Genomic DNA, 12,445 nt, shown 5'->3' on the forward strand with positions numbered 1-12,445 from the left:
CACATTATTAAAGTATAAAGGTTATAGTCGCTGAAAACAATAGAAAATCCCGTGGAAGCACCTTCCACGGGATAATACCTGAAATTCGAAAACTGTCCAGCTCCAGCTTCTTACTTGCCTTCGCTTTACAAATTACATAAATTCAGCAACTAATTTATCAAAATGCGCTTGATCTAGGTTAAGGTCTGCTTTTGTTAATGGAGCTTCAGAATAACCATGGATCAATTCTTGATATGATTGACGCTCAGTATTTTGGTAAATAAGTCCTGTTACAAGACCATTGTGTTTCATTAATGTTTGCATCGCCATTTCGCGGTTTGAAGCGTCATAGCCTTCGATATCACTGAGTTTTGTTAGATTTTCTTTAAACCAGTCATAGGTATTTACTTTATTATAAGTAACACAAGGGCTAAATACGTTTATTAACGAGAACCCTTTATGCTTAATACCTGCTTCAATCAAGGCAGTTAAGTCTTTTAGGTCAGTCGAGAAGCTTTGAGCCACAAATGTTGCACCAACTGTTAATGCCAATTCCATTGGAGAAATCGCTTGTTCAATTGAACCCATTGGTGTTGATTTTGTTTTAAAGCCAACTGCAGAACGTGGTGAAGTTTGCCCTTTTGTTAATCCGTAGATTTGGTTATCCATAACCACGTATGTGATGTCGATATTACGACGAATTGCATGGACAGTATGAGCCATACCGATTGCATAACCATCACCGTCACCGCCTGAAGCGATAACAGTTAAATCACGATTAGCCATTTTTACACCTTGAGCAATCGGAAGTGAACGGCCATGGATTCCATGAAATCCGTATGCATTAATATAACCTGAGATACGACCTGAACAGCCAATCCCTGAAATAACGGCCAGATTTTCCGGTACTAAGCCGACATTTGCTGCCGCACGTTGCATAGCTGCTTGCACGGAGAAGTCGCCACAGCCAGGACACCAGTTAGGTTTTACATCATTTCTAAAGTCTTTAAATGTGGCCATTTAGAACAACTCCTTGCATTTTGAATAAACGTCGTGTGGAAGGAATGGATTTCCATCGTATTTTACATATTTTGTAATTTTTTCAGCATGCCCAACATTCATTTTCATTATATTAGCTAATTGGCCTGTTGCATTGTTTTCAACTACTAATACCTTTTTAGCAGAACGAACAAGTGGAAGTAGTTCGTCTGTTGGGAAAGGATGGATTAAACGAACATGTGCATGGTTCACTTTCATGCCGTCTTTTTGTAATCGTCCCATCGCTTCTTCAATTGCACCGCGGGTTGAGTTAAAACCAACGACAAGAATATCAGCATCCTCATGTGGCGCGTTTTTATAGACAGGTGTATTGAAATGAATATTTTCAATTTTACCCATACGCTTATCCATTTGTGCAATACGGTTAGATGAAGATTCAGATGGTTTTCCATTTTCAGCATGTTCTACCCCAGTTACATGGTGAATACCATTTTTCATTCCAGGAATAGTACGAGGTGAAACACCGTCTTCAGTCACTTCATAGCGTTTGAAATAGCCTTTATTTTCAATCTCTGGAAGCTCTTCTGTTACAAGTTTTCCACGACGAATTTCTACCTTAGAAGCATCAAGTGGATTAACTGTCTGTTTTCCAAGCGATAATTGAAGGTCAGATAACACAATAACAGGACATTGATATTCTTCAGCAAGATTAAATGCTTCAGCTGTATCATAGAAAGCTTCTTCAACAGTACTTGGCGCTAAAACGATTTTTGGAATTTCACCGTGTGTACCATAAATCATCGCCATTAAGTCTGATTGTTCTTGCTTCGTTGGCAATCCTGTAGAAGGGCCACCACGTTGAGTATCCACAATAACGAGTGGAGTTTCTGTAATACCTGCTAAACCAATTGCTTCCATCTTCAATGATAATCCAGGACCAGATGAAGCAGTTAGGGCACGAACTCCACCATAAGCTGCTCCAATTGTCATTGTACATGCAGCAATTTCATCTTCTGTTTGAATAACAGCTCCACCAAGTGCTGGTAGTTTTTTAATTAAATACTCCATAATGTCAGAAGCAGGTGTGATTGGATATGCAGCCATAAAACGGCATCCGCCAGCAAGTGCTCCTAAAGCAATTGCATCATTTCCGATCATATACATACGATGTTTTCCATCTGCTTTTTCAAGGTGCATGGTTGGAACATTGCCAGCCATATTTTGTTTCGTGTAGTCGAAGCCAGCTTTGATGGCATCCATGTTTTTCGCAACAACTTGTTCACCTTTTTTACCGAAAATCTCACGAACAACTGCTTCAAAAACATGAATATCTAGGTCTAAAACAGCTGAAGTCGCACCGATCGCCACCATGTTTTTCATAAGCGATGTACCTAATTCAGTAGCGATTTCAGTAAAAGGAACCGCATACATTGAAGCTGCAGAATCTTCAGGTTTTTTTGGATTAAATTTGGAATCTGCTAGGATGAACCCTTTACTATGCAACTCTTTGTAATTTAAGTCGATGGTTTCTTGGTCAAATGCAACAAGGATATCAAGATCGTCAGAAATAGAACGAACTTCTGTTGTGCTAACTCGTATTTTGTTATTTGTATGACCGCCCTTAATACGTGATGAAAAGTGACGATAACCATACAAGTAATATCCTAGGCGATTCAATGCAATAGCAAAGATTTCACCGGTACTTTCAATACCTTCCCCTTGTTGTCCGCCAACTTTCCATGAAAGTTGATTGATCATTAACTTACACCCCTTTTGGATATGTAAAAATTAAGTAGATTGATTCATCTAAGAGTGTAGCACATTTCCAAGTAAATCACTAGAAATTAGTCTATTTATTACACACTTAAGGACTAAAAGTGATTTCTTAGAGACGTACTAAACGCTTTCAATTCTAGACCTATGAATCGAAAAATGCAACCCTTTAGACCTAAAATATGTCGAAAATATGAATATTTTTTTATTATTAGATATAAACTATTTCCTTTTATTCTAAAAAAAGTATAATCATGCTGAAACTGCATTTTAAAGCTATTTAACTGTAGAAAGTATTTGAGTAAGAATTTATATTAAGATAATATTTTATATATTTTATATTGTGAGAAAAATCCAACAAAATACCTGCTTGCTAAATACAAGCAGGATAAATGGAAAATGAAATCTTGAACTGTCCAAGCCAATCCGGACAAGAAGATAAAAAGCACCTTCTTGCCAGCTCGTCTTGTGCCTTTCACCCATGACCAAGGCGCTTCTGCTTTTCTTTTTGTCCAGCACCAGCGATTAGGGGCTCGGGTCATAAGCCAATCCGTCCTGAAGGTTAAAAAGCAACCTTCACGCCGGCTCGTCTTGTGCCTGTCGCCCCTGACCAAGCCGCCTCCGCTTTTCTTTTTACCGTGGTTCTACGATTAGTTTTATAGCTGTGCGCTCTTCACCGTCAATTAAGATATCAGTAAATGCCGGGATGCAGATCAAATCGACTCCGCTAGGTGCCACAAATCCTCGAGCAATCGCTACTGCCTTAACGGCTTGATTTAATGCACCTGCCCCAATCGCCTGTATCTCCGCTGCACCTCTTTCACGCAGAACTCCGGCAAGCGCACCAGCAACAGAATTAGGATTAGATTTTGCTGAAACTTTTAATATTTCCATCCCTAGCTCCCCCTTGTTTTTTCCCGATCCCGCATGAGCAGTTTCATGAACCAATCAGGTTATAACATTCCACTGCTACTATATTCAATCGATAAAAGACATATTCCGGCTTGGACAAAAAAACGTAATGGAATCGATTAAAAAAAGAAGTAGGTAACTAGGAATAAAAAGGGTGATCTTCATTAATTAAAATACGTTCTATTTTTTTCGTATGACCTGTTTTACGATCTAGTTCAAATAAAACAGCACTTAACTGGGCTCGTCCGTCATTTGGCACTTCAAAGCGAACAGGTAGGCTCGTCAGAAACTTTTTAATAACGGCTTCTCTTTCCATCCCCAGTATTCCGTCGTATGGACCTGTCATTCCCACATCCGTCAAATAACCAGTTCCACCAGGGAGGATTCGGTTGTCTGCCGTTTGCACATGGGTATGCGTACCAACAACGGCAGAAACTCTTCCATCGAGAAACCAACCCATCGCTTGCTTTTCACTCGTTACTTCAGCATGAAAATCCACAAAAATAAATGGTGTTCTAGCCTGGGCAAGGGAGACTAATTCGTCTGCCTTTTGAAAAGGGCAGTCAAGCGGGTTCATAAAAGTTCTTCCTTGCAAATTAATAACTGCAACTTCGATCTCATTCAATTTTAGAAAAACAATCCCTTTTCCAGGCGTGTCTTTCGGAAAATTGGCTGGACGGATTAAATATTTTGCTTCGTCAATAAATTCAAATATCTCACGATTATCCCAAGCATGGTTTCCTAACGTGACGGCCTGTGCACCATTCTCTAAAAATCCCCTGTAAATTTTTTCGGTAATCCCTCTGCCTCCAGCAGCATTTTCGCCATTGATGATGGTTAATTGTGGGCGGTATTTTTCTTTTAATTTTGGTAAATATTCCTTTACCATATCTCTTCCTGGCGAACCAACAACATCGCCTATAAATAGTAAATGCATTTTTTAACCCTTTCACATATAAAATTTTTTGTTTAAATTGTATCACAATGTAAACTAAATGAACCTTTTTTGCTTAGGAATGAATAAAAGCGGCGCATTCGCACCGCTTTATTTTGCGTATTCTACAGCCCGTGTTTCACGGATGACTGTCACTTTGATATGTCCTGGATAATCAAGCTCTTCCTCAATTCGCTTACGAATATCGCGAGCTAATCGATGTGCTGCTAAATCATCAATCGCATCAGGTCTAACAATAATTCGAACTTCACGTCCAGCTTGAATCGCAAAAGATTTTTCAACGCCCTCATATGACTCAGAAATCTCCTCCAGCTTTTCAAGGCGGCGGATGTAGTTTTCAAGGGTTTCACTACGTGCACCAGGTCTCGCAGCCGACAAGGCATCAGCAGCAGCTACAAGAACCGAGATAATAGATGTAGGCTCGGTGTCACCATGATGTGATGCAATACTGTTGATGACGACTGGGTGCTCTTTATACTTTGTTGCCAGTTCTACCCCAATTTCAACGTGGCTGCCTTCTACTTCATGGTCAATCGCCTTTCCTATGTCATGAAGCAAACCAGCACGTCGAGCTAGTGTTTCATCCTCACCAAGTTCAGCCGCTAAAAGTCCTGATAGTTGTGCTACCTCCATAGAATGCTTTAAGACATTCTGGCCGTAACTTGTTCGGAATTTCAAGCGACCAAGAATTTTGATGAGATCAGGATGAAGTCCATGAACACCAACCTCAAATGTAGTTTGTTCGCCAACCTCACGAATATACTCATCCACTTCACGGCGAGATTTTTCCACCATTTCCTCAATCCGTGCCGGGTGAATCCGTCCATCTTGGACAAGCTTTTCAAGTGCTAAGCGAGCCGTTTCACGACGAATAGGATCAAAGCCTGATAGAATAACAGCTTCAGGAGTATCATCGATAATCAAATCAATTCCTGTTAATGTTTCAAGAGTACGGATATTACGTCCTTCTCGGCCAATAATCCGACCTTTCATCTCATCATTTGGAAGGTTGACAACAGAGACAGTTGTTTCCGCAACATGGTCAGCAGCGCAACGCTGGATGGCCAGTGACAGAATTTCTTTCGCTTTCTTGTCAGCTTCCTCTTTCACACGAATTTCACTTTCCTTGATCATAACAGCAGTTTCAACGCTAAGCTCCTGCTCTGTCCGCTCTAAAATAATAGCTTTCGCTTCATCTCGAGTTAAACTTGAAATTCGTTCGAGTTCGGCTTGTTGTGTTCGTACCAACTCGTCCACTTTGCTTTCCATCTCTTCAATATGCTGTTGTCTTTGGTTTAGAGAATCATCCTTCTTCTCTAAAAGATTTTCACGCTTGTTTAACGTTTCATCTTTTCGGTCTAAATTCTCTTCTCTTTGCAGTAAACGGTTTTCTTGTTTTTGCATTTCATTTCTTCGTTCACGAACCTCACGCTCCGCATCTGTTCGAAGCTTGTGAATTTCATCCTTTGCCTCTAACAAGGCTTCTTTCTTTAATGAATCCGCATCACGCTTCGCATCTTCAAGAATCTGCTCTGCAGCATTCTTTGCCCCAGTTACCTTTGCATCAGCAATGGATTTATGAACAAAATAGCCAACAACGGCACCGACGAATAGGCCAAGCAAAATGGAGATGATAGTAATTAGGTCCATCGTTACACCCCCTTTTGCTATGAACTTTTGTAACTTTTTTTAAGTGTCGGCATGTACATTGTTTAGACTCAACATACAGCAAGCACTAGGCTTTTTCGCAATGTAATATTTCCAATAATGTAAAATATACATGTTAATTGTAAAGGTGAGAATATTCATTGTCAAGGGTAAGTCCTTTTAACGTTTTGAATATTTCAATTACGTTCATATTTATTGTTTACCCATTCAAAAATCACTGCACATAAAAATTATATTATATGAATAATTACGCTCTTGTTAAAAAGAGCGAAACCCCTTGGAGTTTCGCTCAAGTCTGAATTAGTCCAGTAATTCGATTTGATCGTCATCATCCGATTCTGTGATTGTTTTTTCAGCATCTAAACCATAATGATCTCGGATTTTTTTCTGGATTTCAAGGCGAAGTTCTGGATTTTCTTTTAAGAATAGCTTCGCATTTTCACGTCCTTGGCCAAGTCTTTCGTTATTATAAGAATACCAAGAACCGCTCTTTTGAACGATATCCAATTCAGAGCCAAGATCAATGATTTCGCCTTCTTTAGATATTCCTTCACCATACATAATGTCAACTTCAGCTGCACGGAATGGAGGTGCAACTTTATTTTTTACTACTTTGATTTTGGTTTTATTACCCACCATGTCATTTCCTTGCTTTAACGTTTCTGCACGGCGGACTTCAAGACGGATTGTTGAGTAAAACTTTAGGGCGCGACCGCCTGGAGTTGTTTCGGGGTTACCGAACATGACTCCGACCTTCTCACGAATTTGGTTAATGAATACAGCAATTGTTTTGGATTTGTTGATGGCACCTGATAATTTACGAAGTGCTTGAGACATCAAACGTGCTTGTAAACCAACGTGAGTGTCTCCCATTTCACCTTCAATTTCCGCTTTTGGAACTAATGCTGCAACAGAGTCGATTACAATGATATCAACAGCACCGCTTCGAACCAGGGCTTCGGCAATTTCAAGTGCTTGTTCACCGGTGTCAGGCTGAGATAATAATAATTCATCAATATTAACGCCTAATTTTTGTGCATAAGCAGGATCCAGGGCATGCTCCGCGTCTATAAACGCTGCTTGTCCTCCAGCTGCTTGAACTTCAGCAATTGCGTGTAATGCTACGGTTGTTTTACCTGAGCTTTCAGGACCATAAATCTCAATAATCCGACCTCGTGGATATCCTCCTACACCAAGTGCTGCATCAAGAGCTAATGATCCGCTCGGAATGGTTGAAATTCTTGTTTCGGTTTTCTCGCCCATCTTCATGATGGAGCCTTTACCAAATTGCTTTTCAATTTGCTTTAGAGCCATCTCTAAAGCAGCTTTACGATCACTCACTACCATTTCCTCCTCATAATTTATAAAAACATTAATTTATTGCTAATTCTATTTAAACATTACCTACACTTAATATATCGTGTTTTATGGTATTTGTCGAGTAAAAAGACGAACATTCATTCGACCTTTTTCTGGGTTAAATATGAAGCGAAAATGTGTTTTTGACCCTTCATTTTGTCATGCATCTAATTTTTATGTACCTCAAAAAGATATTATCCAAATTTATCAGATATTTTCCTTAGGTTTTTATTAAATTGACTACCAGATATAGGGTTAGCTAGTAAATACATAAAAGTTGCGAGTATTAAGGTAAAATCGGCGAGTAAACTAGAAAAATCAGAGAGAAATAAAAAAATGCAGCTTCAAATGCGAAAAATCTTCAGTTTCATTTACGAAAACCTCGGTTTCATTTGCGGAATTCTCGATTTCATTTGCGAAAACTCTGGTTTCATTTGCGAAAACCAGTTTCTTTTGTGAAAATCTCGGTTCCATTTGCGAAAAATACAGTTTCATTTGCGAAAACCTCGGTTTCATTTGCGAAATTCTCGATTTCATTTGTGAAAACTCTAACTTTATTTGCGAAAACCAGTAAGTAATATCGCATCAAAAATCTTGCTTTTCTGTGGCTTAGTAAAAATCTTGAATCTAAGTTCTCAGTAGTTTAAAAGAAGACGAGGTGGCGAATTATACCCTTTTTCATTAAAAATAAAAAAATCACAGAAAGCCTAGTTAGCATTCTGTGATTCTTTTAAATAGCGGAGTAAATAATAACATCCATATTTGATAGAACGGACACGGTTTGCTTCGCGTGAGCCGCCAAGATTCAATTTTTCAACAATCGTCGGTCTTCCTTTGACCGCGATTCCAATAAAAACAGTTCCAACAGGCTTTCCCTCAAGTTCTTCGGGACCAGCAACACCCGTATAGCTAATTCCAATATCCGTTGAAAATAGTCGAGCAACATTTTCCGCCAATTCCAAGGCGCATTGTTCACTCACAACCCCATGATTTTCAATTGTTGCTTGTTTCACCTGTAAAATTTGTTGCTTGATTTCAGTTGCATAACAGACAACTCCACCCTTTATAACTGAACTTGCGCCAGGAATGGAGGTTAATTCCTGTTGGAACATACCACCTGTTAAGCTTTCAGCGGCTGAAATCGTCAATTTATTATCTTTTAAGTACTTCGTTAGTTCCGCTAACAGTGAAGTTTGATCATAGCCGTAGAAGTACTCGCCTACGCGATTATTAATTACCTTTTCTACTTCATCAAGCATGGATGAGGCAATGGCATTATTAGCATGTTTGGCAGTAATCCTTAGTGTCACTTCTCCGTCGCCCGCAAGCGGTGCGATGGTGGGATTGCTCTGGTTGTCGATTAAATCAAGGATTTCCGTTTCTAATGCTGCTTCGCCAATACCAAAGTATCGTAACACCCGTGAAAATATTTGCTCATTTGATCCATTTATACCTGAGAGTGCCTGACAACCATAATTTAAAAACATAGGCTCCATTTCTTTTGGCGGGCCAGGTAACAGCATATAAATATGACCGCTTGCCTCGATCATCATTCCCGGTGCCATTCCATGGTCATTAGGTAGAACATGAGACCCTTCAAGTACAAGTGCCTGCTTACGATTGTTTTCCGTCATAACCCGGTTTGTCCGTTTAAAATAAAGTTCAATCGAGTCTAATGCCTGTTTGTCCATGACAAGTTTTTTACTAATATGCTTAGCAATCGTTTCTTTCGTCAAATCATCCTTCGTCGGTCCTAACCCACCGGTAAATATGATGAGTTCTGAGCGTTTTTCAGCAGTTCCAATTGCTGCTTCTAAGCGTTCAGGATTATCACCTACAACCGTATGAAAAAATACATTTATGCCTAACCCGGCTAATTGCTCAGATAAAAAACGAGCATTTGTATTGACAATTTGGCCGAGCAGCAACTCTGAACCAACGGCAATAATTTCTGCATTCATGCTCCATTGCCCCTTTTTTTCAAAATCAAAATTCTATTTTGAGTTTTTAAAAACGTGAGAGTTCTTAGCAAAGTAATCCCATCCAGACCAAATCGTGAATATTAATGCCACCCATAGGGCAACGATATCAAAAGGAAAAGAAATCATTTGAAAAATAATATTATGTAACAAAAGTGCTGAAATGGCGACAATTTGCGTCCAAGTTTTTATTTTTCCTAGCATATTGGCGGCCACTACTTCTCCCTCACCGGCGAGCAACAGCCGAAGACCGGTTACGGCAAACTCCCTACTAATAATAATAATAACAATCCAAGATGGAGCATATCCAAGCTCCACTAAAACGATTAGAGCCGCTGAGACAAGAAGCTTGTCTGCAAGCGGATCAAGAAATTTCCCCATATTGGTTACAAGATTATGCTTACGAGCATAATAACCGTCAACCCAATCCGTAGCAGAAGCTAAAATAAAGATCATCGCCCCTACAAAATGGGTAACAGGAAGGTCGACCCCGAGTATATGCATGTTTCCCCAGTGAAAGGGAGCAAGCATGATTATCAAGAATATAGGAATTAATAATATCCTTGAAACCGTGATTCTATTTGGTATATTCATCTTTAAATCCTCCAATTAATTTTAAAAGCGAAAAATAGCCATCAAAAGATGACTATTTGTTCTTCGGAACATATTGAATCGTAATGTTCTGACGAACTGCATCAGTCGGTGAAATAGCGTACTCAAGCTTTTGATCATTAATATAAATATCAGTATCAACCGCTCTGCCGACTACAATGACAGCTTCACTATCAGATGATAAATCTACAGTTTGGTCTGGAGTCCCATTGGTTGAAAGCGTCCCTTGAAAATAGGATTTCCCCTGGCCATTTTTGATACTAACCCATGTTTCACCTTTAGAAACCACTTTTACTTGAAACTTATCCGCATTTTTTAGCGAATAGGTTGCATTAATCCCACTGTTTGACACAACAGCTAATTCTTGTGGTGGAGGCGTTAATTCCGGCGGTGGTGGGGGATTATCGACTTTTGCATTATCTTTTTTATCATTATTTTTCTTTGTGTTGTTATCTTTATTTTTCGTTTTTGCTTTTTGCAATTGTTCTGACTGAACTATTTTAGTTTGAGCAGTGTCTTGATTAATTGATTGGCTCGACTTTTTCCCATAATTAATGACCAAGAAATATATTAGACTTGCAGCCCCAATTACAAAAACAGCGATGAGAATTTTCGGAAGTAAATCAAAGACTTTCGAGCTTCCATCTGAAATTGTTCTCTGAGTTTGTACTCGTGATAATTGCTCAGGTAAATCATCAGAATAAGTAGATGGAATTTCACTCTTATAAGCTTCAAATAATTCATCAGGATTCAGTTCCAACGCCTCGGCATACTGTTTAATAAAAGCGCGAACATAAAAATTTCCTGGCATACTTGAATAATTACCTTCTTCAATCCCCATTAAATATCGCTTTTGTATTTTGGTAATGGATTGCAAATCATCCAAGCTTAATCTTTTTTCTTGTCGGGCTTCTTTTAGTCGATTCCCTAATTCAGTCACTTAAAAACACCTTCCAATATTAAAAATCAAAATCTCCAAAGTTAGACCCTGTGAATAAATTATTTTGATCTACAACCTCATAGGTTATGATCTCATCTGGGTCATTTCTTAACTCAATAATATAATCGAAATCATCGAGAGTATATTCAGTATTTTGCACAAATATATCAGGATGTTCTACCACCTTAACAGCAGGCAGACGCATAATTTCACGTACCAGCTGGCGGTGTCGTTCATTCGCTCTTTTTGTCGAAACGATTCCATCAAGGATAAATAAGTTATCTGCATTGTATTCATCTTCGATTAGTTGATTCCGAATCGTTTGTTTTAAAAGAGTTGAAGAAACAAATAACCAACGTTTATTTGCACAAACACTAGAAGCAACAATTGATTCCGTTTTCCCTACCCGAGGCATTCCCCGGATTCCTATGAGTCGATGTCCTTCTTGCTTAAACAATTCTGCCATAAAATCAACTAAAACTCCAAGCTCATCTCTTACAAACCGAAAAGTTTTTTTATCATCGGCATCTCTTTGGATGTACCGTCCGTGTCTGACGGCTAACCGATCACGCAATTTTGGTTCACGCAGCTTGATTACTTTTATTGTGTCCATAGTATGTAAAATTGACTCAAGTCGTTTTATTTGGTCATCGTTTTTTACTAATATTAGTAAGCCACGTCTGCCTTCATCCACGCCATTTATCGTAATAATATTGATAGCGAGCATACCCAAGAGGGATGAAATATCTCCCAATAAACCGGGACGGTTTTTTGTAATCTCATATTCTAAATACCATTCTTTTTTCAAGCTTAAAACCTCCTCGGTTGGAAAGGAATTTGGCAGTGCCTTGATCATATGAATTAGATAACAAGAAAATTCGACATAAACCACAGCATTCTTTTCTACACCTATAATATATGATTTTGATGGAAGATGAAAGAAAAAACACAGAGAACGACTATTAATCTAATCACTAAAAAAGAAGAGGAATTCATCCTCTCCTTTAACGTGCTCCATTATTTTGAATAAGCTTAACCATGACACTGGCAATGGCTTGCTGCTCTTGTGGGCTTGCCACTGACCAAAGATCTGATAAAACCCTTTGTTGTTCGTTTTTGGGATCAACATTGCTTGCTAAGTAATCTCCGATTTGAAACGCAAGGTTGTTAATAGCTCCCTCACTCATTCCCTCAGTTTGTGCATGATGAAGGCGATCAGCAAGGAAATCTTCCCACTGTTTCCAGTTTTCCATCATAGTCATTTTTATC

General features: G+C 38.9%; 11 protein-coding genes. All 11 read right to left on the bottom strand.

The features are described from left to right. Window positions 1–132: 132 nt before the first annotated feature. The 11 genes from BN1082_RS01585 to BN1082_RS01645 all read right to left on the bottom strand — a co-directional run bounded on the left by BN1082_RS01585 (window position 133) and on the right by BN1082_RS01645 (window position 12,438). Window positions 133–999 (bottom strand): 2-oxoacid:ferredoxin oxidoreductase subunit beta, encoded by an 867-nt coding sequence (locus BN1082_RS01585; protein ID WP_090629930.1) that lies wholly within the window; start codon window positions 997–999, stop codon window positions 133–135. Next, window positions 1,000–2,736 carry a 2-oxoacid:acceptor oxidoreductase subunit alpha gene (locus BN1082_RS01590; protein WP_090629933.1) on the bottom strand — a complete coding sequence of 579 codons (1,737 nt, stop codon included), beginning with the start codon at window positions 2,734–2,736 and terminating at the stop codon, window positions 1,000–1,002. Between the two features lie 648 nt (window positions 2,737–3,384). Continuing rightward, the gene (gene spoVS / locus BN1082_RS01600) at window positions 3,385–3,645 is read right to left on the bottom strand and encodes a stage V sporulation protein SpoVS (RefSeq protein ID WP_003211281.1); all 261 of its coding nucleotides are present in this window, start codon (window positions 3,643–3,645) and stop codon (window positions 3,385–3,387) included. Between the two features lie 157 nt (window positions 3,646–3,802). Continuing rightward, window positions 3,803–4,600: a TIGR00282 family metallophosphoesterase gene (locus BN1082_RS01605; protein WP_090629938.1), complete on the bottom strand. Its 798-nt coding sequence runs from the start codon at window positions 4,598–4,600 to the stop codon at window positions 3,803–3,805. Window positions 4,601–4,708: 108 nt separating this feature from the next. Further along, window positions 4,709–6,268 (bottom strand): ribonuclease Y, encoded by a 1,560-nt coding sequence (gene rny, locus BN1082_RS01610; RefSeq protein ID WP_090629941.1) that lies wholly within the window; start codon window positions 6,266–6,268, stop codon window positions 4,709–4,711. A gap of 318 nt (window positions 6,269–6,586) precedes the next feature. Next, window positions 6,587–7,627 (bottom strand): recombinase RecA, encoded by a 1,041-nt coding sequence (gene recA, locus BN1082_RS01615; protein ID WP_090629944.1) that lies wholly within the window; start codon window positions 7,625–7,627, stop codon window positions 6,587–6,589. Between the two features lie 725 nt (window positions 7,628–8,352). Then, window positions 8,353–9,606 (bottom strand): competence/damage-inducible protein A, encoded by a 1,254-nt coding sequence (locus BN1082_RS01625; protein ID WP_090629949.1) that lies wholly within the window; start codon window positions 9,604–9,606, stop codon window positions 8,353–8,355. 33 nt (window positions 9,607–9,639) lie between these two features. After that, entirely contained in the window at window positions 9,640–10,218 is a 579-nt protein-coding gene (pgsA, locus tag BN1082_RS01630; protein WP_090629952.1) for a CDP-diacylglycerol--glycerol-3-phosphate 3-phosphatidyltransferase, read from the bottom strand. A 52-nt stretch (window positions 10,219–10,270) separates the two neighbouring features. Next, on the bottom strand, window positions 10,271–11,176 hold the full coding sequence (locus BN1082_RS01635) for a helix-turn-helix domain-containing protein (RefSeq protein ID WP_090629954.1): 906 nt from the start codon (window positions 11,174–11,176) through the stop codon (window positions 10,271–10,273). A gap of 19 nt (window positions 11,177–11,195) precedes the next feature. Continuing rightward, window positions 11,196–11,984 carry a DUF3388 domain-containing protein gene (locus BN1082_RS01640; protein WP_245640278.1) on the bottom strand — a complete coding sequence of 263 codons (789 nt, stop codon included), beginning with the start codon at window positions 11,982–11,984 and terminating at the stop codon, window positions 11,196–11,198. Window positions 11,985–12,180: 196 nt separating this feature from the next. Further along, entirely contained in the window at window positions 12,181–12,438 is a 258-nt protein-coding gene (locus BN1082_RS01645) for a DUF3243 domain-containing protein (RefSeq protein ID WP_090629957.1), read from the bottom strand. Window positions 12,439–12,445 lie beyond the last annotated feature (7 nt).

Origin of the sequence: Neobacillus massiliamazoniensis (assembly GCF_001048695.1) — a bacterium.
Classification (GTDB): Bacteria; Bacillota; Bacilli; order Bacillales; family Cytobacillaceae; genus Neobacillus; species Neobacillus massiliamazoniensis.